20 protein-coding genes are annotated in these 23100 nt (G+C 66.6%); 7 read left to right on the forward strand and 13 right to left on the reverse strand.

Going from position 1 to position 23100, the window contains the following annotated elements; all coding sequences use genetic code 11:
* Window positions 1–180 precede the first annotated feature (180 nt).
* Complete coding sequence (locus E5K04_RS14305) at window positions 181–2403, forward strand: PhoX family protein (RefSeq protein WP_136555327.1); 2223 nt, start codon at window positions 181–183, stop codon at window positions 2401–2403.
* A 95-nt stretch (window positions 2404–2498) separates the two neighbouring features.
* Here E5K04_RS14305 and E5K04_RS14310 read toward each other — a convergent pair whose 3' ends face one another.
* From E5K04_RS14310 to E5K04_RS14320, 3 genes are all read right to left on the reverse strand, one after another.
* Entirely contained in the window at window positions 2499–4283 is a 1785-nt protein-coding gene (locus tag E5K04_RS14310) for an acyl-CoA dehydrogenase C-terminal domain-containing protein (protein WP_136555329.1), read from the reverse strand.
* 150 nt (window positions 4284–4433) lie between these two features.
* Window positions 4434–5369: an electron transfer flavoprotein subunit alpha/FixB family protein gene (locus E5K04_RS14315; RefSeq protein ID WP_136555331.1), complete on the reverse strand. Its 936-nt coding sequence runs from the start codon at window positions 5367–5369 to the stop codon at window positions 4434–4436.
* 3 nt (window positions 5370–5372) lie between these two features.
* Window positions 5373–6122: an electron transfer flavoprotein subunit beta/FixA family protein gene (locus E5K04_RS14320; protein ID WP_136555333.1), complete on the reverse strand. Its 750-nt coding sequence runs from the start codon at window positions 6120–6122 to the stop codon at window positions 5373–5375.
* A gap of 236 nt (window positions 6123–6358) precedes the next feature.
* On the opposite strand from E5K04_RS14320, the gene E5K04_RS14325 reads away from it, so the two are divergent.
* The gene (locus E5K04_RS14325) at window positions 6359–6778 is read left to right on the forward strand and encodes a MaoC family dehydratase (protein WP_136555335.1); all 420 of its coding nucleotides are present in this window, start codon (window positions 6359–6361) and stop codon (window positions 6776–6778) included.
* A 3-nt stretch (window positions 6779–6781) separates the two neighbouring features.
* Here E5K04_RS14325 and queG read toward each other — a convergent pair whose 3' ends face one another.
* Window positions 6782–7861 carry a tRNA epoxyqueuosine(34) reductase QueG gene (queG, locus tag E5K04_RS14330; protein WP_136555369.1) on the reverse strand — a complete coding sequence of 360 codons (1080 nt, stop codon included), beginning with the start codon at window positions 7859–7861 and terminating at the stop codon, window positions 6782–6784.
* 4 nt (window positions 7862–7865) lie between these two features.
* Here queG and tsaE point away from each other — a divergent pair, with 4 nt between their 5' ends.
* Both tsaE and E5K04_RS14340 read left to right on the forward strand, forming a co-directional pair.
* Window positions 7866–8336 (forward strand): tRNA (adenosine(37)-N6)-threonylcarbamoyltransferase complex ATPase subunit type 1 TsaE, encoded by a 471-nt coding sequence (gene tsaE, locus E5K04_RS14335; RefSeq protein WP_168929241.1) that lies wholly within the window; start codon window positions 7866–7868, stop codon window positions 8334–8336.
* Window positions 8312–9550 carry an N-acetylmuramoyl-L-alanine amidase gene (locus tag E5K04_RS14340; protein WP_136555339.1) on the forward strand — a complete coding sequence of 413 codons (1239 nt, stop codon included), beginning with the start codon at window positions 8312–8314 and terminating at the stop codon, window positions 9548–9550. Before tsaE ends, E5K04_RS14340 begins: the two co-directional genes overlap by 25 nt.
* 61 nt (window positions 9551–9611) lie before the next feature.
* Here E5K04_RS14340 and yacG read toward each other — a convergent pair whose 3' ends face one another.
* The 8 genes from yacG to E5K04_RS14380 form a co-directional block, all read right to left on the reverse strand.
* Window positions 9612–9803, reverse strand: coding sequence for a DNA gyrase inhibitor YacG (gene yacG / locus E5K04_RS14345; protein WP_136555341.1), 192 nt, complete (start codon window positions 9801–9803; stop codon window positions 9612–9614).
* 10 nt (window positions 9804–9813) lie between these two features.
* Window positions 9814–10572 (reverse strand): cell division protein ZapD, encoded by a 759-nt coding sequence (gene zapD, locus E5K04_RS14350; RefSeq protein WP_136555343.1) that lies wholly within the window; start codon window positions 10570–10572, stop codon window positions 9814–9816.
* A complete protein-coding gene (coaE, locus tag E5K04_RS14355; protein ID WP_235844386.1) occupies window positions 10569–11228 on the reverse strand; it encodes a dephospho-CoA kinase in 660 nt (219 codons plus the stop codon). The genes zapD and coaE overlap by 4 nt, the downstream gene beginning before the upstream one ends.
* Window positions 11215–12078 carry a prepilin peptidase gene (locus E5K04_RS14360; RefSeq protein WP_136555347.1) on the reverse strand — a complete coding sequence of 288 codons (864 nt, stop codon included), beginning with the start codon at window positions 12076–12078 and terminating at the stop codon, window positions 11215–11217. Before E5K04_RS14360 ends, coaE begins: the two co-directional genes overlap by 14 nt.
* Window positions 12078–13283: a type II secretion system F family protein gene (locus E5K04_RS14365; protein ID WP_235844387.1), complete on the reverse strand. Its 1206-nt coding sequence runs from the start codon at window positions 13281–13283 to the stop codon at window positions 12078–12080. Before E5K04_RS14365 ends, E5K04_RS14360 begins: the two co-directional genes overlap by 1 nt.
* 43 nt (window positions 13284–13326) lie before the next feature.
* On the reverse strand, window positions 13327–15033 hold the full coding sequence (gene pilB, locus E5K04_RS14370) for a type IV-A pilus assembly ATPase PilB (protein ID WP_136555351.1): 1707 nt from the start codon (window positions 15031–15033) through the stop codon (window positions 13327–13329).
* 40 nt (window positions 15034–15073) lie between these two features.
* Window positions 15074–16342, reverse strand: a complete 1269-nt coding sequence (locus E5K04_RS14375) for an HlyC/CorC family transporter (RefSeq protein ID WP_136555354.1) — start codon at window positions 16340–16342, stop codon at window positions 15074–15076.
* A gap of 98 nt (window positions 16343–16440) precedes the next feature.
* Window positions 16441–17484: a porin gene (locus E5K04_RS14380; RefSeq protein WP_168929242.1), complete on the reverse strand. Its 1044-nt coding sequence runs from the start codon at window positions 17482–17484 to the stop codon at window positions 16441–16443.
* 236 nt (window positions 17485–17720) lie between these two features.
* On the opposite strand from E5K04_RS14380, the gene E5K04_RS14385 reads away from it, so the two are divergent.
* Window positions 17721–19121, forward strand: coding sequence for a cryptochrome/photolyase family protein (locus E5K04_RS14385; protein WP_136555358.1), 1401 nt, complete (start codon window positions 17721–17723; stop codon window positions 19119–19121).
* A 48-nt stretch (window positions 19122–19169) separates the two neighbouring features.
* Here E5K04_RS14385 and E5K04_RS14390 read toward each other — a convergent pair whose 3' ends face one another.
* The gene (locus E5K04_RS14390; protein WP_136555360.1) at window positions 19170–19991 is read right to left on the reverse strand and encodes a cytochrome C assembly family protein; all 822 of its coding nucleotides are present in this window, start codon (window positions 19989–19991) and stop codon (window positions 19170–19172) included.
* A 111-nt stretch (window positions 19992–20102) separates the two neighbouring features.
* Between E5K04_RS14390 and ffh the strand changes: the two genes are divergently transcribed.
* Together ffh and purB are read left to right on the forward strand one after the other, a co-directional pair.
* Window positions 20103–21455, forward strand: coding sequence for a signal recognition particle protein (ffh, locus tag E5K04_RS14395; protein ID WP_136555362.1), 1353 nt, complete (start codon window positions 20103–20105; stop codon window positions 21453–21455).
* A 95-nt stretch (window positions 21456–21550) separates the two neighbouring features.
* Window positions 21551–22921 carry an adenylosuccinate lyase gene (gene purB / locus E5K04_RS14400; protein WP_136555364.1) on the forward strand — a complete coding sequence of 457 codons (1371 nt, stop codon included), beginning with the start codon at window positions 21551–21553 and terminating at the stop codon, window positions 22919–22921.
* Window positions 22922–23100 lie beyond the last annotated feature (179 nt).

Below are 23100 nucleotides of genomic sequence, written 5' to 3' on the forward strand. Positions count from 1 at the left end.
TGAAAGATCACGGCTGAACCAAAACCAAAGCGCTACTCCCCCTCCTGCATGCAAGCCGGCCAGGCTATGCCCCCAAAGCCCCCCTAAGCCAGACACCCAGGGTTCACAAATCCTTCACGGCCAGGCAACACAGACGCATGAATATGCGAATGTTTTACCCGATCAATAATGGAGAACCCGATGAGCAAGCACCCGCAGTCCGGCGAAACCCAGCTGTCCACCTACGACGACAACGAGATCGTCAACCACTCTGCCAATACGCATATCAACGACCTGCTCACCGTCCGCCTGAACCGCCGCCAGGCGCTGATGGGCGGGATGAGCGCGACTACCGCCATGATGTTTGGTACCGTCGGGCTGACGGCCTGCGGCGGCGGTGGCAGCAGCGGTGGCAGCAGCGCGGGTACGGGCGGCGGTGCGGGAGGCGCCACGCAACTGACGCTCGGCTTCAAGCCCGTCCCCAAGAACACGCTCGACCTGGTCTCGGTGCCCGAGGGCTACCGGGTGTCGGTCCTGCACGCGCTGGGCGACCCGCTGCACTTCACCGACCCGGCCTGGAAAGGCGACGGCAGCGAAAGCGCCGATTCGTACAACCGCCGCATCGGCGACGGCCACGACGGCATGTACTACTTCGGCCTCTCGGACGACGGCAAATACCAGGCCGAGCGTTCCGACCGCGGCCTGCTCGCCGTCAACCACGAGTATGTAGTCAGCCCATTCGTGCTGCACCCCAACGGCAAAACAGCCGGCACCCCCCGCATCGCAGCTGAAGTTGAAAAGGAGATCTACGCCCACGGCGTCAGCGTCTGCGAGGTCAAGCGCGGTACCAGCGGCAACGAGATGGCCATGGTGCGCAACTCGCGCTACAACCGCCGTGTCACCTCGGCGACCGAGATGGTGTTCGGCGGCCCGGTCAAGGGCAGCACTCTGGTGCGCACCAAGTTCTCGACCGACGGCCAGAAGACCCGCGGCACCAACAACAACTGTGCCAACGGCTACACTCCCTGGGGTACCTACCTCACCTGCGAGGAAAACTTTCTCAACGTAATCAGCCGGGCAAATGGGGACGACGCCAAGCGCCTAGATCCGAAGGAGGTAATCGCGCTCAATCGTTACGGTCTCAAGCAAAACACCCTATCGCGCTACGCCTGGGATACCGCCGGCCCTGACGACCTGTTCGCCCGCTGGACGTCTTCGGTCACCGGAAACTCTCCGCAGGAAGACTACCGCAACACCATCAACACCTTCGGCTGGGTGGTCGAGATCGACCCGTTCGCACCCGATTCCACGCCGGTGAAGCGCACGGCACTCGGCCGCTTCAACCACGAAGGTGCGTGGCCCGCACCGGCGGTGGCCGGCCAGCCCATAGTGATCTATTCGGGCGATGACGCGCGCAACGAATACATCTACAAGTTCGTCTCCAAGGCGCTATGGGACGCCAAGGACGTCAACGGCGGCCTGGCCGCCGGGGCCAAGTATCTTGACGAGGGCACCCTGTTCGTCGCGAAGTTCAACGCCGACGGCACCGGCCAGTGGCTGGAGCTGACCCACAACAAGAACGGCCTGGACGCCAGCAACACCCTCTACCCCTTCGCCGACCAGGCCGACGTGGTGACGCACTGCCGGCTGGCCGCGGACTTCCTTGGCGCGACCAAGATGGACCGCCCGGAGTGGGGCGCGGTGAATCCGGTGAACGGCGAGGTCTACATGACCCTCACCAACAACAGCAACCGCATCGCCGCCACCGCCACGCCCGCCCCCAACACCAGCCAGCTCAAGCCGGACGCCGCCAACCCGCGCTACTACGAGGACATGAAGGGCACGACTTCGCAGAAGGGCAACCCCAACGGCCATATCATCCGCTGGCGCGAGGCGGGCAATAGCGGCGCCGCCACCGCCTTCGCCTGGGACATCTACCTGTTCGGCGCGCAGGCCGACGCGGCGGCCGACGTCAACCTGTCCGGCCTGACCAACGTCAACGACTTCTCCAGCCCGGACGGCCTGTACTTCGACAAGCGCGGCATGCTGTGGATCCAGACCGACGACGGCGCGTACACCGACGTGACCAACTGCATGATGCTGGCCGCCGTGCCGGGCAAGGTCGGCGACGGCGGCAAGGTCACCGCGGCTGGCGGCACCGCCACCCTCAAGGGCGCCAGCGCGACGGCCGGTACCGTGCGCCGCTTCCTAGTCGGCCCCAAGGATTGCGAGATCACCGGCATCGCGGTCACGCCGGACGCCAAGACGCTGTTCTTCAACGTGCAGCACCCAGGCGAAGACGGCTCGCTGGCAACGCCTAGCAGCGCCTGGCCGGCCAGCCAGACGGACCGCGCCGCCACGGCCCGCCCGCGTTCGGCTACCGTGGTGGTGACCCGAACCGATGGCGGCGTGATCGGCGTCTGACCCCCGGCCAGGGCGGCATGGTTCTGCCAGCCAACCGGGCCTGCCAACAAAAACGCCACGGCAAGCCGTGGCGTTTTTCTTTACAAGCGTAGCGATCAGAACAGCGCTTCCGGCATGTCCAGCACGCTGCCGGCGCCGTCGACCACGGCGGCGGCCAGGCCCGACACCTGCGGCAGGTAGTGCTCACCGTAGAAGCGGCAGGTCGCGAGCTTGGCGGTGTAGAAGTCGGCGTCGGCGCCGTCTTCACCCTGCTTCGCTTGCGCGATCAACGCGGCGCGGCCCATCTGCCAGCCGCCGAGCACGATGCCCATCAGCTTGAGGAAGGGCACCGAACCGGCGGCCGCCAGTTGCGGCTGCTCCTTGAAGGTGGCGAGGATGTAGTCGACACAGCGGCCGGCGTCGGCGACGGCGGCTTCCAGGTTGGCGGCGAACGAGGCGAAGCCGGCGGCGGCGAGCTTGCCAGCGGTCAGTTTGGCTTCTTCCAAGAGTGCGCGCGCGGTGGCGCCGCCCTCGGAGAAAGTCTTGCGGCCGATCAAATCGAGGCCGTGGATGCCGGTGGTGCCTTCGTAGATCGCAGTGATACGCGCGTCGCGGTAGTACTGGGCGACGCCGGTCTCCTCGATGAAGCCCATGCCGCCGTGCACCTGTACCGCGAGGCTGGTCAGGCTATTGGCTTCTTCGGTGTTCCAGCCCTTGACGATCGGGATCAGGAAGTTGACCAGCGCCTGGTTGCTGGCCGCTTCGGACGCCACCGGGTGACGGCTCGCGCGGTCGAGCGCGGCGGCGGCGACGCAGGCGAGCGCGCGCTGCGCCTCGACACCGGCGCGGATGGTCATCAGCATGCGGCGCACGTCCGGGTGCCGGATGATGGCGACGCCGGATGCGTCGGGCGAGCCGACGGCGCGGCTTTGCACGCGATCGCGCGCGTACTCGACCGCCTTCTGGTAGGCGCGCTCGGACACGGCCATGCCCTCGACGCCGACGCCCAGGCGCGCGTGGTTCATCATGGTGAACATGTAGGCGAGGCCCTTGTTGGCTTCGCCGACCAGGTAGCCGATGGCGCCGCCTTCGTCGCCGAAGCTCATCACCGCGGTCGGACTGCCGTGGATGCCCAGCTTGTGCTCGAGCGACACGCAGCGCACGTCGTTGCGCGCGCCGAGGCTGCCGTCTTCGTTCACCAGGAACTTCGGCACGATGAACAGCGAGATCCCCTTCACGCCGGCCGGCGCGTCCGGCAGGCGCGCCAGCACCAGGTGGACGATGTTGTCCGCCATGTCGTGCTCGCCCCAGGTGATGAAGATCTTCTGGCCGCTGACCTTGTAGCTGCCGTCGCCGACCGGCACAGCCCTCGAGCGCACCTGCGCGAGGTCGGAACCGGCCTGCGGCTCGGTCAGGTTCATGGTGCCGGTCCACTCGCCGCTCGACATCTTCGGCAGGTAGACGGCCTTCAGCTCTTCACTGGCGTGGTGGTTGATCGCCTCGACCGCACCCAGCGTCAGAAGCGGCGCGAGCGAGAACGAGAGGTTGGCCGAGCACCACATCTCTTCGGCGGCGAGCGCGACCAAGGCCGGCATGCCCTGCCCGCCGAAGTCGGCCGGCGCGCGCAGGCCGGGCCAGCCGGCCTCGACGTACTGCAGCCACGCGTCCTTGAAGCCGGGCGCCGAGGTGACGCTGAAGTCGCTGTGCCACTTGGCGCCCTGGTCGCCCTGCTTGTTGATCGGCGCGAGCACGCCTTCGGCGAACTTGGCGGCTTCCTCGAGGATGGCGTCGACCAGGTCGACCGAGCAGTCCTCGTAACCCGGCAGCGAGCAGATCGCCGGCAGTTCGGCCAGCTCGTTCAGCGCAAAACGGATTTCCTTGACCGGAGCGTTGTAGATCATGATTTCTCCTTGCAGTCTCGATATGTGCAAAAACCGGCCGCATCGCCGCCCGGCGCCGCATACGCGGCGCAGTCTCCCGGGCGAACCGTCGGCCGGTTCGTTCTTCTGTGCGGGCCGGCGTCTGTGGCCGGCCTCGTCCTGTGGTGACGCTTACTTCGACAGCTCGGCGACCAGTTCGGGCACGACGGTGAACAGGTCACCGACGATGCCGTAGTCGGCCACCTGGAAGATCGGCGCTTCTTCGTCCTTGTTGATCGCGACGATCACCTTGGAGTCCTTCATGCCCGCCAGGTGCTGGATCGCGCCGGAGATGCCGACCGCGACGTAGAGCTGCGGCGCGACGACCTTGCCGGTCTGGCCGACCTGGTAGTCGTTCGGCGCGTAGCCGGCGTCGACCGCCGCACGCGACGCGCCGACGGCGGCGCCCAGCTTGTCGGCCAAGGGCTCGATCACGGCCTTGAACTGCGCGTCGGAACCCAGCGCACGGCCGCCGGAGACGACGATCTTGGCCGCGCCCAGTTCCGGACGGTCGGACTTAGTCAGCTCGGCGCCGACGAAGGTCGACACGCCAGCGTCCGTGCCCGCGGCAACGCTCTGAAGCTCAGCCGAACCGCCGTTAGCCGCCGCTTCGAACGCGGTGGTGCGCACGGTGATCACCTTGATCGGGTCGGCCGACTGGACGGTGGCCAGCACGTTGCCCGCGTAGATCGGGCGCACGAAGGTGTCGGCCGACTCGATGGCGGAGATCTCGGAGATCTGCGCGACGTCGAGCAAGGCTGCGACGCGCGGCAGCAGGTTCTTGCCGAACGAGGACGCCGGCGCGAGCACATGGCTGTAAGCCTTGGCGAGGTCAACCGCCAGCGGGGCGAGGTTCTCGGCGAGGCCGTGCGCGTACTGCGGCGCGTCGGCGATGAGCACCTTGGTGACGCCGGCGACGGCGCGGGCGGCCTCGGCGGCAGCCGCGCAGCCGCTGCCTGCGACCAGCACATGGATGTCGCCGCCGAGCTTGGCTGCGGCGGTCACGGTGTTCAGGGTGCCTGTCTTCAGGCTCTGGTTGTCGTGTTCAGCGATAACGAGGATGGCCATGGCTTACAGCACCTTTGCTTCCGTTTTGAGTTTGGCGACGAGTTCGGCGGCGTTGGCGACCTTGATGCCGGCGCTGCGCTTGGCCGGCTCGGCGACTTTCAGCGTGGTCAGGCGCGGGGTGACGTCGACGCCCAGATCGGCCGGCGTGGTCTTGTCCAGCGGCTTCTTCTTGGCAGCCATGATGTTCGGCAGCTTGACGTAGCGCGGCTCGTTCAGGCGCAGGTCGGTGGTGACCACCGCCGGGAGCGCGAGCTTGAGGGTCTCGAGGCCGCCGTCGATCTCGCGGGTGACGTTCACGGTCTCGGCGGCGAGGTCGACCTTGGAGGCGAAGGTGCCCTGGCCCCAGCCCAACAGCGCGGCGACCATCTGGCCGGTCTGGTTGGCATCGTCGTCGATCGCCTGCTTGCCGAGGATCATCAGCTGCGGCGCTTCCTTGACGGCGATTTCCTTGAGCAGCTTGGCGACGGCCAGCGGCTGCAGTTCGGCTTCGGTCTCGACCAGGATGGCGCGGTCGGCGCCCATCGCCAGCGCGGTGCGCAGGGTCTCTTCGCACTGCTTGACGCCCATCGACACCACGACGATCTCGCTCGCCTTGCCGGCTTCCTTCAGGCGGACCGCCTCTTCCACGGCGATCTCGTCGAACGGGTTCATCGACATCTTGGCGTTGGCGATGTCGACACCGGTGCCGTCAGCCTTGGCCCGGACCTTCACGTTGTAATCCACAACGCGTTTCACAGCGACTAGAACTTTCATATTCCTCCAGCTCTAAAGAGCCCGAAACAGATTGATCAAACCCTGGTGAAGAGGCATGTTGCCGCCAGCGCAGGGGCGGGCCGGCGTCGACGATCGTTCAAACGATCGTTTGACCGATTATGACGTCGCAAAAATGCAAATGTCCAGACCCGCGTGCACGGACGCTCCCCTGACACACGTCACCTGCGTGTACAATGCACCGCAACATTTCAACTGCATAATACGGGAGCAAGCGCATGACCGTCTACTTTGAAGACATCAGGATCGGCGACTCTGCCGAATACGCGAAGACCATCACCGAAGCCGACATCCTGATGTTCGCGGCCGTCTCCGGCGACGATAACCCCGTGCACATCAACCAGGAATACGCTGAACAGACGATGTTCGGCGGCCGCATCGCGCACGGCATGCTCAGCGCCAGCCTGATTTCCTGCGTGCTCGGCACCCGCTTGCCTGGCCCCGGCACCATTTATCTGTCGCAATCGACCCGCTTCAAGGCGCCGGTCAAGATCGGCGAGACGGTGACAGCGCGTGCGACCGTCACCGAGCTTGACCCGGCCAAGCGCCGCGTCAAGCTGCTCACCGAGTGCTTCGTCAGCGGCAAGCTGATCCTCGAGGGCGAGTCGCTGGTGATCGCGCCGGCCAAGCCTGAATAAGCGCTAACGGGCGTCGGCGCCATGCCGCGCCAGCGCCCATTCAACATGTTCGCGCACCAGCGCCGACGCATCATTCCGCCGCGCCGCAAGCGCAGCCAACACCGCCGGTGTCGCCGGCGCGTTCCCCAGGCCAACCGCCAGGTTGCGCAGCCAGCGCTGGTAGCCGATCCGCCAGATCGGGCTGCCGGCGGTGCGCTCGCGAAAGTCCGCCTCGCTCCACGCGAATAGCTCGGCAAGGCTCGCCGCGTCGAGCCCATGCCGCACTGCAAAATCCCCCTCGCCCGACAGCCTGGCAAAGCGGTTCCACGGGCACGAGAGCTGGCAGTCGTCGCAGCCGTACACGCGGTTGCCCAAGCGCGGCCGCAACGCCTCGGGGATGGCGCCAGGGAGTTCGATGGTCAGGTAGGAGATGCACAGGCGCGCGTCGACCCGGTACGGCGCGACGATGGCGCCGGTCGGGCACGCGTCGATGCAGCGAGTGCAGCGGCCGCAGTGGCCTTCTTCGGCCGCGTCCTCGGGCAGCGGCAGGTCGGTGACGATCTCGCCGAGGAAAAACAGCGAGCCTGCGTCGCGGTTGAGCAGCAAGGTGTGCTTGCCTCGCCAGCCCAGGCCCGCCTGCGCGGCAAATGACACCTCGGCCAAAGGCGCGCTGTCGGTGAACACCCGGTAGCCGTAGGCGCCGACCTCGCCCTCGATGCGGCTGGCGAGCGCCTGCAGCCGCTTGCGCAGCACCTTGTGGTAGTCGCGGCCGAGCGCGTAACGCGACACATACGCAGCCTCGCCGTCGGCGAGCACCGCGTGCGCGTCGCGCGCGTCGGGCCAGTAATCCATCCTGAGCGAAACCACCGACAGCGCGCCGGGCACCAGGCCCGCCGGGTCAAGCCTGAGCGTGCCGTGGCGCGCCATGTAGTCCATCTGCCCGTGGCAGCCATCGGCAAGCCAGGCCTCAAGCGCCGCCCTCGCCTCATCCGGCAGGCTCGCGCGGCTGATGCGCGCGCCGGCAAAGCCCGCCTCAAGCGCCCACGCTTTGATTTGGCGGGCCAATTCTGGATAATCCACGTTTTGCAATCCACACTCGATCATGGCCATGGATGATAGCAGCAGCACAAGCGGCCTTCTGGCCGACGAAGCCGCCACCCTCGCGCTGGGCGGTGCACTCGCCGGAAGCCTGACGCCGGGCATGGTCGTCTACCTCGACGGCGACCTGGGCGCCGGCAAGACCACGCTGACGCGCGGCCTCTTGCGCGCCCTGGGCCACGCCGGCCGCGTGAAGAGCCCGACGTACGCGCTGGTCGAGAGCTACGCCTTCGACGGTCTGGAGGTCCACCACTTCGACCTGTACCGCTTCAACGACCCGCAGGAGTGGGACGACTCGGGACTGGCCGAACTTTTCGGCGCGCACAGCCTCTGTCTGGTCGAGTGGCCGGACAAGGCTGAAGGCTTGTTGCCGCCGCCGGATTTGACCGTCGCGCTGGCTGTGGATGGCGAGGGTCGCCGCTACCGGCTGACCGCCCACGACGACACGGGAAGACAATGCCTGACAAGACTCTCAAGCTGAGCCGCCGCCGCCTGGTCGGCGCCGCGGCGGCCACCTGGCTGCTCGCGGTGAGCAGGGTGGGCTTTGCCGCGGTGCCGCAAATCGTCGCGCTGCGCATCTGGCCCTCGTCCACCTACACGCGGGTGACGCTCGAATCGAGCAGCCCGCTCAAGTACAAGCAGTTCACGCTCGCCAGCCCCGACCGGCTGGTGATCGACCTCGAGGGGGTCGAGCTGAACGCGACCCTGCAGGGCATCGGCACGCTGATCAACGGCGGCGACCCCTTCGTGAAGAGCGCGCGCGCCGCGCAGTTCTCGCCGGACACCGTGCGCCTGGTGCTGGAACTGAAGACCGAGATCGCGCCACAGGTGTTCACGCTGAACCCGGTCGCCGAGTTCCGCGACCGGCTGGTGGTCGACCTCTACCCGGCCAAGCCGCAGGACGACCCGCTGCTCGCGCTGTTGCAGGACTACAACCGCGGCAAGCTCGACGAGCGCCCGCAGCTGAAGCCGCAGCCGGGCAAGGCCGGCGTCGACCGTCCGGTCACCATCGTGCTCGACCCCGGCCACGGCGGCGAGGACCCGGGTGCGGTCGGCCCGTCCGGCGTGCGCGAGAAGGACGTCGTGCTGCGCATCGCGCGCGAACTGCGCCAGCTGATCAACAGCCAGCGCAATATGCGCGCGCACCTGACCCGCGACGAAGACGTGTTCATCCCGCTGGGCGTGCGCGTGGCCAAGGCGCGCAAGCTCGGCGCCGACCTGTTCATCTCGATCCACGCCGACGCGTTCACCACGCCGACCGCCCGCGGCTCGTCGGTGTTCGCGCTGTCCGAGAAGGGCGCCACCTCGACCGCCGCGCGCTTCCTCGCCAAGACGCAGAACGACGCCGACTTGATCGGCGGCGTGCGCATCGGCGGCAAGGACAAGTACCTCGCGCACACCCTGCTCGACCTGACGCAGACGGCGACCATCAACGACAGCCTGAAACTCGGCAAGGCGGTGCTCGGCCATATGGGCAACCTGAACACCCTGCACAAGCCGCGTGTCGAGCAGGCGGGCTTCGCGGTGCTCAAGGCGCCGGACATCCCGTCGATCCTGGTCGAGACCGCCTTCATCAGCAACCCGGAAGAAGAGAAGAAGCTGGTCGACCCGGCCTTCCAGCGCAGGATGGCCGAGTCGCTGCTCGCCGGCATCAAGGGCTACTTCGGGCAAAGCACGCTGTACGCGCAAGGCTGAGCGGAGCACACTGCAAAACAAAAAAGCGGAACCTGTGGTTCCGCTTTTTCTATGGTGCGCCTTACTGCGGCGCGTCCTCGCCGTCCGGCGGCGACGCGGGCACCCGGTAGCTTTCGTCCGCCCACTGCCCCAGGTCGATCAGGCGGCAGCGCTCGGAACAGAACGGCCGGTAGCGGCTCGCGGCTTCCCAGCGCACCGGCGCGCCGCATTGCGGGCAGGCGACCACGCGGACGGTTTCTGGCTTTTCGCTCATCGCGGTCTCCTCAAAACTTGCAGAAGGTCATCGAGAATTCGACGTCCCGGGCCAGCGTGCGCGGCCGCGCGCCTTCCGCGTACGCCTGCACGAAGCGCAGGTTGATCGCGTACTTGTTGGCGGACAATTCGGGCAGCGCATCCAGCCCCGCCGGGTAGTCGACGCGGATCAGCTGGACCACCCGCCCGCCGGACATCTGCTGGAACGCGCCGTTGCGGGCGACGAAGTGGAAGGTCTTGCCGCTGTCGCGCAACAGCCGCAACAGCAGAGTCGCCGCCTCGGAGGTCGGCATCAGGGGCGCCGCCCAACGGCGGATGTCGGCGCGCCGCTCGTCGGCGTCGCGCGCCTGCCACAAGGCGTACGAGGGCAGGTCGAACGAGCAGGTGCCGCCGGCGATCACCGAGCGCTGCTTGATCGCCATCAGCCACTCGTTCTCGCGCAGGTGCTGGCCGAACTTGCTGGTCAGCCCCAGCAACTGCTGCGCGACGCGCTCGATCTGGTCGATGGTCGCGTCGAGCATCGCCTGGTCGATCGCCGGGTTGTCGTGCCAGGCGTCGAGCAGCTGCTTTTGCCGCTCGAGCTCCTGCAACAGGTCGGACTTGAGCTCGGCGCGCGAGGCGACCTCGAGGATCTCGAACAGCACCAGCAAGGCCGAATGGTGTTCGTACGGGTGATCGCGCTCGACGAAGAAAGACAGCCGCTGATAGAGCTGCTCCAGCCTGAGCAGGCTGCGGGTTCGTTCGGTGACCGGAAACTCGAAACTAATCACTGCGCGGGATCCGTGGGTGCGGTGGTTGACGGCGGACAGTCCGCGCGTGCAAGACAGGCCAGATAATAACGGTGTTTGGCGGCGACTTGAAGCGCCAGCTTATCAAGCCTGCCGCTATTGTCGATCACGTCGTCCGCTCGCGCGGTGCGCTCGGCGCGCGGCAACTGCGCGGCCATGATCGCGCGCACCGCGTCGGCGGGCAGCGAACTGCGCGCCATCACCCGCGTAAGCTGCGTCTCTTCCGGGCAGTCGACCACCAGCGTGCGGTCGACCAGTTCGAGGTAGCCGCCCTTCTCGAACAGCAGCGGCACGGCGAGTACCGCGTACACGCCCTGCCCGCCTGCAAGCTGGCGCAGCGCCTCCTCGCGGATCAGCGGGTGCAGGATGGCTTCCAGCCGCTCGCGGGCGGCGGCGTCGGCAAACACCCGCTCGCGCATCGCCGCGCGGTCGAGCCGGCCGTCCGCCGCGACCACGCCGGCGCCGAACGAACCGGCGATCGCCGGCATCGCCGCGCCGCCGGGCGCGGTCAGCGCGTGCGCGATCGCGTCGGTGTCGACGATGTCGGCGCCCAACGCGGCAAATCGCTCGGCGACCGCGCTCTTGCCCGAGCCGATGCCGCCGGTCAGGCCGACCACGAAACGCTTACAGCCGGCCAAGGTACCACCCCACGATGTCGTGCCCCCACAACAGCGCGACATAGCCCGCTGCGGCAAGGTAAGGCCCGAACGGCAGGGGCTGGCCGCGCCCCATGCGCGAGAGCGCGATCTGCAGGATGCCCCACAGCGCGCCGACCAGGCTCGACAACAGGATGATCAACGGCAGCATCTGCCAGCCCAGCCACGCGCCGAGCGCGGCCAACAGCTTGAAGTCGCCGTAGCCCATGCCCTCCTTGCCGGTGACGAGCTTGAACAGCCAGTACACGCTCCACAGCACGAGGTAACCGGCCATCGCGCCGACCACCGCGTCGGCAAGCGGCAGCACGCCGTACACCAGGTGAAAGGCGATGCCCGCCCACACCAGCGGCAGCGTGATGTCGTCCGGCAACAGCTGGGTGGCAGCGTCGATCATGGTCAGCGCGACAAGCGCGGCGGTCAGCAGCAAGGCTCCCGAGAGCCACACGCCGGGCCCGAGCAGCCACGCGTTCAGCGCGAACAGCACGCCGGTTGAGAGTTCGATCAGCGGGTAGCGCGGCGAGATCGGCGCGCGGCAGTCGGCGCAGCGCCCGCCCAGCAGCAGGTAGCCCGCGAGCGGCACGTTGTGCCACGGCCGCACGAGCGCGCCGCAATGCGGGCAGCGCGAACCCGGACGCAGCAGGTTGAACGGCGGGTGTTCAGGCACCGGCTGGCCGCCCAGTTCGGCGCACTCGGCGGCCCAGCGCCGCTCGAGCATCACCGGCAGCCGGGCGATCACCACGTTGAGGAAGCTGCCGACAAACAGGCCGAACACGCCGACCAGGGCGGCAAAGGCCGCCGGCGGCAGCGCGAGCAGGATCTCGAATGCTTCCATCAGCCGACCACCTGGCCCATCTTGAAGATCGGCAGGTACATGGCGACGACCAGGCCGCCGATCAGCACGCCGAGCACCACCATGATCAGCGGTTCAAGCAGGCTGGACAGCGCGGCCACCGCGTTGTCGACCTCTTCCTCGTAGAAGTCGGCGACCTTCTCGAGCATCGAGTCGAGCGAGCCCGACTCCTCGCCGATCGCGGTCATCTGCATCACCATGTTCGGGAACAGCTCGCTCTTGCCCATCGCGAAGGTCAGGCTCGAGCCGGTGCTCACCTCGGTGCGGATCTTCTGCGTCGCGTCGCTGTAGACCTGGTTGCCCGACGCGCCGCCGACCGAGTCGAGCGCCTCGACCAGCGGCACGCCGGCGGTGAACAGCGTCGCCAGCGTGCGCGTCCAGCGCGCGATGGTCGCCTTCCTGACGATCTCGCCGATCACCGGAACCTTGAGGATGAAGCGGTCCATCGCGCGGTGCGCGGCGGGCGAACGCTTGAACGCAAAGACACCGCCGAAGATCCCGCCGATCAGGCCGCCGAAGATCAGCCACCACCATTCGACGAAGAAGTCGGACAGCCAGATCACGAACAGCGTCGGCGCCGGCAGGTCCGCGCCGAAGCTGGAGAACAGGTCCTTGAACGCCGGGATCACGTAGATCATGATCACCGCGGTGATGATGAAGGCGGTGCCGATGATCGCCGTCGGGTAGATCAGCGCCGACTTGATCTTGCCCTTGATCGCCAGCGTCTTTTCCTTGTAGGTCGCCAGCTTGTCGAGCAGCGCGTCGAGCACGCCGCCGGTCTCGCCGGCCGCGATCAGGTTGCAGAACAAGGCGTCGAAGTACAGCGGGTGCTTGCGGAACGCCGCCGACAAGGCGGTGCCCGACTCGACGTCGGCGCGGATGTCGAGCAGCAGCTTGACCATGCGCGGGTTGTTGTGGCCACGCGCGGTGATATCGAACGCCTGCAGGAGCGGCACGCCGGCCTTCATCATCGTCGAGAGCTGGCGGGTGAACAGCGCGACGTCCTTCTCGCTGATGCTGCGCCCGAGCTTCGCCCGCTGGCGGGCGATCTTGTGCACCAGCACGCCCTGGCGGCGCAGCTGCATCTTGGCGACAGCCTCGCTCTCGGCGCGGATCTCGCCGCGCACCACCTTGCCATCCCGGCCCTTCCCTTCCCACGCCCAGTTGTACTGGGGGGGCTGTTTCATCGCTTGAGCGTTCGCCATGCGTGCGTCCGTCTTGTCTGGGTTGTCATTCGTTGGTCACCGCCTCGATCTCGGTCAGCGAGGTCAGCCCCTGCCGCACTTTCTTCAGGCCCGCGTGGCGCAAGTCGACCATGCCCTCGGCACGGGCGAGGTCGGCGATCTCGGCGGCGTTGCCGCCCTTGAGGATCAGCCGCACCATCGCGTCGGTCATCGGCATCAGCTCGTAGAGGCCGACCCGCCCCTTGTAGCCGGTGTCGCGGCAGTGCTCGCAGCCGACCGGCCCCATCGGCTGCCAGCTGCCGTCAAGCTCTGCCTCGCTGAAACCCGAGCGCAGCAAGGCCTCGCGCGGGATGTCGACCGGCGCCTTGCACTGAGGGCACAAGCGGCGCGCCAGGCGCTGCGCCATGATCAACAGCACCGAGCTTGCCACGTTGAACGGCGCGACGCCCATATTGAGCAGACGAGTCAGCGTCGCCGGCGCGTTGTTGGTGTGCAGCGTCGAGAACACCATGTGGCCGGTCTGCGCGGCCTTGATCGCGATGTCCGCCGTCTCGAAGTCGCGGATCTCGCCGATCATCACGATGTCCGGGTCCTGGCGCAGGAAGGCGCGCAGCGCCGACGCGAAGGTCAGCCCCGCCTTCTCGTTGACGTTGACCTGGTTGATCCCCGGCAGGTTGATTTCGACCGGGTCCTCGGCGGTCGAGATATTGCTGTCCGGCTTGTTGAGGATGTTCAGGCAGGAGTACAGCGACACCGTCTTGCCCGAGCCGGTCGGCCCGGTCACCAGCACCATGCCGTACGGCCGCCCGATCGCGTCCATCAGCATCGCTTTCTGCTCGGGCTCGAAGCCCAGTTGCTCGATGTTCAGCGACGCGGCCGACGCGTCGAGGATACGCATCACGATCTTCTCGCCGTACAGCGTCGGCAGCGTGCTGACCCGGAAGTCGACCGCGCGGTGCTTGTCGAGGCGGATCTTCAGGCGGCCGTCCTGCGGCACGCGCTTCTCGGAAATGTCGAGCCGCGAGATCACCTTGATGCGCGACGCGATCTTGTCGCGGATCGCCAAGGGCGGGCGCGCGACTTCGCGCAGCGCACCGTCGACCCGGTAGCGGATGCGGTAGTACTTCTCGTACGGCTCGAAGTGAATGTCGGAGGCGCCCAGCGCGATCGCGTCGACCAGCACCTTGTGGATGAACTTCACCACCGGCGCGTCTTCCACGTCCGGCAGCTTGTCGGCACTTGGCGCGTCCGGGTCGACCAGCTCGAGCGAGCCCAGGTCGTCGTCGATCATCGCGTTGAGCGCGGCGCCGGGGTCGGCCTCGCGCGAACGCGCGATCAGCGCGCCCAGCTTGTCGTCCTCGACCACCACCACGTCGACGGTCAGGCCCGTCTTGAAGGTGATCGCGTGCAGCGCCTGCGACAGCGTCGGGTCGGAGCAGCCGACAAACAGGCGGCTGCCGCGCTTGAACAGCGGCAACAGCCGCCGCTCGACGATCAGCGCGTCGTCGACCACCCCGCGCGGCACGCTGGAGGCGGACAAGGCGGAAACGTCGAACAGCGGCAGCCCGAACGACTGCGACGCGAACACGGCCACCTCGGCCGCGCTCAAACGCTTGCTGGCGACCAGCGCCTCGACAAACGAGCGTCCGTCGGCCTGCGCCTTGTGCGCGATCTCGTCGGCCTCCCCCTGCGACAGCCGCCCGTGCTGCACCAGCGCGCGCCCCATCCCCGACAGCGCGGTATTCTGATCCATCCGCCTCCCTCCAAAATTGTTCTTGTTATGCCGGCCCGGCCTACTTCGCGCGTTTGGCCAGCGGCGTGAGCCTCACCCGGCGCACCGCGCGCTCGCCGACCTGGACGATTTCAACCACGCAGCCGTGCATCTTCCAGCAGGTACCGACTTCCGGGATGTCGCCGAAATGCTCGGCCAACAGCCCGTTCAGCGTCTTCGGCCCGTCGGTCGGCAAAGCCAGCCCCAGCTCCCGGTTCAGTTCGCGCAGGCTCTGGCTCGCGTCGACCATGAAGCTGCCGTCGGCGTCGCGCCTGGCGTGCGCCTCCTGGTCCGGCGCCTGCGTGGTGAAGTCGCCGACCACCACCTCGAGGATGTCCTCCAGCGTCACCAGCCCCATCAGCTCGCCGTACTCGTCGACCACCACGCCGACCCGGCGCCGGTTCTCCTGGAAGTTCTGCAGCTGGGTGAACAGCGGCGTGGTCGCCGGCACGAAATACGGCTCGCGCACCACCTCGCGCAGGCGTGCCGCGTCCAGCGGCTCGCGCAGCAGATGCAACACTTTGCGCACATGCAAAATGCCAATCAGGTTTTCCAACCCATTTTCGCATACCAGAATACGTGAATGGTGGCAGGTATGCAGCTTGTCGAGCAAGTCCGGCCACGGCTCGGCGAGATCAACCGCCTCGATGTGGCGCCTGGGCACCATCACGTCTTCGACGGTGAAGCCCTCGAGCTCGAACAGGTTGACCAGCATGCTACGGTGCTTGGCCTGGTCGAAGCGGGTCGACTCCAGCGCCAGCAGCCGTAAATCCTGCGCCGAGAGCTGTCCGCTGTCCTGCTTCTCGCGCACGCGGAGCAAATTGAGCAGGGCCGACACGAACAGGTTGACGAACCACACCGCCGGGTAGAACAGCTTGAGCAGCAGCGCAAGCGGCAGGCTGACCCGCTCGGCGACTTTAAGCGCATGGTTGGCGGCGAGCACCTTGGGCGTCGCCTCGGAGAACACCAGGATCGCGAAGGTCACCGCCAGCGTGGCAATGCCGAGCGCAAGCTCGTTCTGCCCGAACAGGCGGAACACGATGACGGTCGACAGCGACGCGGCGGCCGAGTTGACGAAGTTGTTGCCGAGCAGGATCACGCCGAGCAGCTTGTCGGTCCGCCCAAGCAAGGAGAGCGCCCGCGCCGCGCCGCGGCTGCCGGCAGCCGCCTTCGATTTCAGGCGGAAGCGGTTGGCCGCCATCATGCCGGTTTCCGACATCGAGAAAAACGCGGAGATCGCCAGCAGCAAGGCCAGCGAGAGGAACAGCAGGGACAGCGGTATGTCGTTCAAGTCGGTCGCACCGTGGGGTCGTTACGACAATTGTATTAGCGTACGGCAAATGAAAAAAGGCCGCGCGAGGCGGCCTTTGCGAAGCCCGAAGGCAACGATCAGAAGTTGTGCTTCACGCCGACGTTGACGGTGCTGCCTTTATCGCCGCGACCGGTCACAACGTCAACACCATTCACTTTCTTGGTTACTTCCTGCTCGCTGTTGTACTTGATCTGGCCGTACTGGGCGAACAGGGTGGTGCGCTTGCTGGCTGCGTAGTCAACACCGATCGCGAACTGCTTCGAACCATCCTTGGCATCGGAGTTCTTGTCGTTGCTCAGCCAGGAGTAGGTGGCCTTCGGCGTGAACTGGCCGATGGTGTACGAAGCGGACAGCGCGTAGGCGTTCTGCTTGATCTCGTCCACACCGCCATCGTAGTAGCGTTCTTGCTGGGCAGTTGCCGCGACGAACAGGTCATTGGCTTCGTAGCCGACTTCGAAGCGCAGCGACTTGTCGTCCTTGTTAGCAGCCTTGTTGGCATCGGTCGCCACTTGATAGGCCAGACCGGCCATCAGACCGTTGGCCGCGTAACCAGCGCGCGCACCGTAGGTGTGCTTGGCGTCAACGGCCACACCGTTGTCGTTGACGTTGGTCTCGTTGGTACCCCAGAAGGCGCTGAAGTCAAAGCCGCCGAAGGACGGGCTGTTGTACTTGACCGCGTTCTTGACGGTATCGTCGGCACGCTCGTAGTTCGGGAACAGTTCAGCGCCAGCGTTGCGCGGCCCGATCCAGAAGTCGGTCAATTCGGTATCGGTCAGCACGTCGTCCAGGAAGCCCAGGCGGAGGGTACCGAAGTCGCCCTGCAGACCGACGAAGGACTCGCGGTTGGCGAAGGTGCCGGAGCTGGAACCAGCGCCCGTGGTGCCATCCACGCGGAAGCCGTTTTCCAGCTTCCAGATCGCCTTCAGGCCGTTGCCCAGGTCTTCGTTGCCCTTGAAGCCGATGCGGCTGGAAAAGTCGTCCACACCGGTGGTGCGCTCGAAGTTGGTCTTGATGTTGTCGGTGCTGGTCAGGCCGGCGCGGATCGAGCCGTAGATGGTCACGTCAGCCATGGCAGCGGCCGGCAGCAGCGCTACAGCCAGCGCGATGATTTTTTTGTTCATGCGTCTTTCCTTTCGAGGTCGGTTGTACCCGGCAGCCATGCCAACCGGGCATCTCTACGCCATCCCTGTACCGGAACGGTCATGCACGCATACTATTGCGGACGGCACACAAAGACAAAACCGCCGGCAATTCGCTGACAAAAAAACAACAATATAAGCAGATGTCAACGCTACAAACCTTACAGAGCAAGGCTTTCAAGCTGTAGCAAATTAACAACACAACTGGATCAGTCTTCATGCACACACCCCGCACCACCCTGTGCTGGCTGCGCCGCGACCTGCGCCTGGGCGACCACGCGGCGCTCGCGCACGCGCAAGGCGCCGGTCGCGTCCTTGCCGCCTTCGTGTTCGACCCCACGCTGCTGACTGGCCTCGCGCCCGACGACGCGCGCGTCGCGCTGATCTGGCACTCGCTGCTGGAAATCCGCCAGCGCCTGCGCGCGCTCGGCAGCGACCTTGCCATCCTTTACGGCGACCCGGCGGCGGCAATCCCGCGTCTCGCCGCGCGTATCCGCGCGCATACGGTGTTCGCCGCGCGCGACTACGAGCCGGCCGCGCGCGCGCGTGACGAACGCGTCGCCGCGCTACTCGCCGCCGACGGCCGCGCGCTGGAGCTGGTGAAGGACCAAGTGGTGTTCGACACCGGCGAAGTGCTCACCCGCGAGGGCAAGCCGTACACGGTGTTCACCCCGTACGCGCGCGCCTGGCGTGCGAGGTTGTCCCCGGCCGACACCGGCAGCTTGGCGGTACGCCTAGCCCCGGACGCCTTCCTGCCCTGGCGTGACGACGAAATGGTGAGCCTCGCCACGCTGGGCTTCGCCGACAACCCGATCGGCCGCGCCCACGCCGGCGAAGCCGCCGCCGCGCAGCGTCTCGCCGCATTCGAAGCGAAGATCGCCGACTACCACGCGGCGCGCGACTACCCGGCGCAGGGCGGCACCTCGCAGCTGTCGGCCGCGCTGCGCTTCGGCACGGTGTCGATCCGCGCGCTGGCCCGCACCGCGCTTGCGCACGATGGCGCCGGCGCGCAGGCGTGGCTGAACGAGCTTGTCTGGCGCGACTTCTACCAGCAACTGCTGTGGCACTTCCCGCAGGTTGAGGCTGGGAGCTTCAAGCCAGCCTTCCGCACACTGCGCTGGCCGGGCGAAGAGGCGCACTTCGAGGCATGGAAAACGGGGCAGACCGGCTACCCGCTGATCGATGCGGCGATGCGCGAGCTCTTGCAAACCGGCTGGATGCACAACCGGCTACGCATGGTGGTGGCAAGCTTCCTCACGAAAGACCTGCTGATCGACTGGCGGCGCGGCGAGGCGCACTTCGCGCGACACCTGCTCGACTTTGACCTCGCCGCCAACAACGGCGGCTGGCAATGGGCCGCGTCGACCGGCTGCGACGCGCAGCCTTGGTTCCGCATCTTCAACCCGGTGACGCAGTCGCAGAAGTTCGACCCTGACGGCGCGTATATCCGCCGCTGGGTGCCGGAACTTGCCGCGCTCGACGCGCGCGCGGTGCACGCGCCGTGGCAGGCCAAGGCCTTGCCCGATGGTTTCCTGCTTGGCCGCGACTACCCCGCACCGATTGTCGACCATGCGGCGCAGCGCGAACGTGCGCTCGCGCTGTACGGCAAACAGCCGTGAAAAAGGCCGCCCGTTCGGGCGGCCTGCAAGATGAGGCTGGGTACGCGCCTAGCGGCCGAGCACCCACTCGAGCACGATCTTGGTGCCGATAAAACCCAGCAACAGCAAGCCGAAGCCGCTGAGCGCCCAGCGCACGGCGACCTTGCCGCGCCAGCCGTAGCGGGCGCGGCCGACGAGCAGCGCGCCGAACACGCACCACGCGGCAAACGCGAACACCGTCTTGTGGTTGACGGTAATGGCGGTCCCGAACATCTGCTCGGAGAACAGCACGCCGGTGACCAGCGACACCGTCAGCAAGGCGAAGCCGACGCCGATCACCTGGAACATCATGGTTTCTAGGCTCAGCAGCGGCGGCAGTTGGCGGGTCAGCGCGGTCGCGCGGCGCGCGTGCAGCGCGCGCTCGAGCAGCAGCATCAGCACCGCGAGCAAGGCGGCGATCGCGAACAGGCTGTACGCGAGCATAGACACCAACAGGTGCACGGAGAAAAGCGGGTTGCGCAGCGCGTAACCCGGGTGGTGGCCCGGCCACAACAATTCGACCGCCAGCGCAAGCACCGCCAGCGGCAGCATGAAAAGCTGCAAGCCCTCGACCCGGTAGAAGAAGCCGCAGGTCCAGTAGATCAGCAACATCAGCCAGACCACGGCGGAAAGCGCGCGGCCGACGCCCAAGTCAGGGTAGCCGCCGGCGAGCATGGGCGTGAGCACCAGGAAGGCGTGCGCGAGCAGCACCAGCCCCAGCACGCTGTGCTCGACGCGGCGCGAGCGCGGCAACACCACCGTACAGCCCCTGAAGTGGCCGATGTGGTGCCACGATAGCGCAAAGTAGGCCAGCAGCAGGCCAAGGGTCAGGGCGAACGGGACGGCGCTCATTCAGTCGGTGCCTTTCGACGCCGGGCGCGAGGGCCGGCGGCTTCGTGTAAAATGGTCGGCTTGAAAGTCTACACCAAGCGGTCCTGCCGTTGGCAGGCATGAAGGACGACCATGCTCGACAACCTGACCACCCGCCTCTCGGGCGTGATCAAGACGCTGCGCGGCAACGCGCGCCTTACCGAATCCAACATCCAGGACGCGATGCGCGAAGTGCGCATGGCGCTCTTGGAAGCCGACGTGGCGCTGCCCGTCGTCAAGGCCTTTGTCGCGCAGGTGAAGGAGCGCGCGCTGGGGCAGGAAGTGATGGGCAGCCTGACCCCCGGCCAGGCGCTGGTCGGCGTCGTCAACGACGAGCTGACCCGCCTGATGGGCGAGAAGAACGACACGCTCAACCTCGCCGCGCAGCCGCCGGCCGTGGTGCTGATGGCCGGCCTGCAGGGCGCAGGCAAGACCACCACCGTCGGCAAGCTCGCCAAGCTCCTGAAGGAGAAGAACAAGAAGAAGGTGCTGGTGGTCTCCGCCGACGTATACCGCCCGGCGGCGATCGAACAGCTGAAACTGTTGGCCGAGCAGGTCGGCGTCGAGTGGTTCCCGTCCACCGGCAACCAGAAACCGGTTGACATCGCGCTGGCCGCGATCGACCACGCCCGCCGCTACCACTTCGACGTGCTGATGGTCGACACCGCCGGCCGCCTGGCGATCGACGAGGCGATGATGGCCGAGATCAAGGCGCTGCACGCCGCGGTCAAGCCGGTGGAAACCCTGTTCGTCGTCGACGCGATGCAGGGCCAGGACGCGGTCAATACCGCGCAGGCCTTTGGCGAGGCGCTGCCCTTGACCGGCGTGGTGCTCACCAAGATGGACGGTGACTCGCGCGGCGGCGCCGCGCTATCGGTGCGCCACGTCACCGGCAAGCCGATCAAGTTCATCGGCGTCGGCGAGAAACTGACCGGCCTCGAGCCCTTCCACCCGGACCGCATCGCCAACCGCATCCTCGGCATGGGCGACGTGCTCAGCCTGATCGAGGACGTGCAAAAGGGCATCGACCAGGAAGAGGCGGCCAAGATCGCCAAGAAGCTCAAGTCGGGCAAAGGCTTCGACCTCGAGGACTTCCTGGGCCAGATGCAGCAAATGAAGAAGATGGGCGGCGTCGCCGGCATGCTGGAGAAAATGCCCGGCCAGATGGGGCAGATGGCCAAGGGCATCCAGGGCGCCGAGGCCGAGAAGCAGCTCAAGCGCATCGAGGGCATCATCCACTCGATGACGCCGCTGGAGCGGCGCAAGCCCGAGCTCCTGAAGGCCAGCCGCAAGCGCCGCATCGCCGCCGGCGCCGGCGTGCAGGTGCAGGACGTCAACCGCCTGCTCAAGCAGTTTGAAGAAATGCAGAAGATGATGAAGCAGTTCTCCAAGGGCGGCATCTCCAAGATGATGCGCGGCATGAAGGGCATGTTACCCGGCATGTAAGCCGCCGACCCGGGCCGCCCGCCAGGCGGTCCGCTCCCGGACTCACCACACCAAAACCGCCGGCACACCCGGCAACAGCACTGGAAGCCTTTGCAATGACGCTGAACGCACTGACCGCCCTCTCCCCGCTCGACGGCCGCTACGCAGGCCAGGTCGAGGCGCTGCGCGCCCTGTTCTCCGAATACGGCCTGATGAAGTTCCGCATCCAGGTCGAACTCGAATGGCTGAAGATGCTCGCCGCCGAGCCCGGCATCGAGGAAGTCAAGCCGTTCAGCGCGTCGACCATCCGCGAGATCGACGACGTGATCGCCGGCTTCTCGGTCGAGCACGCCGAACAGGTGAAGGCGATCGAGGCGCGCACCAACCACGACGTCAAGGCGATCGAGTACTGGCTGAAGGAACGCCTGTCGGGCAACCCCGAGGTGATGGCCGCCAGCGAGTTCATCCACTTCGCGTGCACCTCCGAGGACATCAACAACCTCAGCCACGCGCTGATGCTGAAGACCGCGCGCAACACGGTGATCCTGCCGGCGCTCGACGAATTGACCGCCCGCCTGTCCAAGCTCGCGCACGAACTGGCCGCCGTGCCGATGATGTGCCGCACCCACGGCCAGCCGGCGACGCCGTCGACGCTGGGCAAGGAGCTGGCCAACGTCGTCTACCGCCTCAAGCGCCAGCACGACCAGCTGGTGCGCCAGGAAATCCTCGGCAAGATCAACGGCGCGGTCGGCAACTACAACGCCCACCTCGCCGCGTACCCGAAGGTCGACTGGGAAAGCCTGGCCGGCCGCTTCGTCGCCGGCCTCGGCCTCACCTTCAACCCGTACACCATCCAGATCGAGCCGCACGACTACATGGCCGAGCTCTACCAGAACCTCAGCCGCGTCAACACCATCCTGGTCGACCTGAACCGCGACGTGTGGGGCTATATCTCGCTCGGCTACTTCAAGCAGAAGGTCAAGGCCGGCGAAGTCGGCAGCTCGACCATGCCGCACAAGGTCAACCCGATCGACTTCGAGAACTCCGAGGGCAACCTCGGCCTCGCCAACGCGATCCTCGGCCACCTCGCCGACAAGCTGCCGGTCAGCCGCTGGCAGCGCGACCTGACCGACTCGACCGTGCTGCGCAATATGGGCGTCGCCTTCGGCTACACCCTGCTCGGCTTCAAGTCCTGCCTGAAGGGCCTGAACAAGCTGGAAGTGAACCCGCAGGCGATCACCGCCGACCTCGACGCGACCTGGGAGCTCTTGGCCGAGCCGATCCAGACCGTGATGCGCCGCTACGGCGTGCCCAACCCGTACGAGCAGCTGAAAGACCTGACCCGCGGCAAGGGCGGTGTCACCCGCGAGACGCTGGCCGCCTTCATCGGCACGCTGGAAATCCCCGAGCACGAGAAGACCCGCCTGCTCGAACTCTCGCCGGCCAGCTACCTTGGCAAGGCCGAGGAACTCGCGCGCCGTATCTGATCCGGCTCCACTCAACAAAAACGCCACCCGTAACGGGTGGCGTTTTTTTGCGCGCAGCCCCAACTTAGCAAACGCCAAATACAAAAAACCCGATGCCAAGGCATCGGGTTTTTGATTGGTTGCGGGGGCAGGATTCGAACCTACGACCTTCGGGTTATGAGCCCGACGAGCTACCAGAC

The organism is Crenobacter intestini (assembly GCF_004919095.1).
Taxonomy (GTDB): Bacteria; Pseudomonadota; Gammaproteobacteria; order Burkholderiales; family Chromobacteriaceae; genus Craterilacuibacter; species Craterilacuibacter intestini.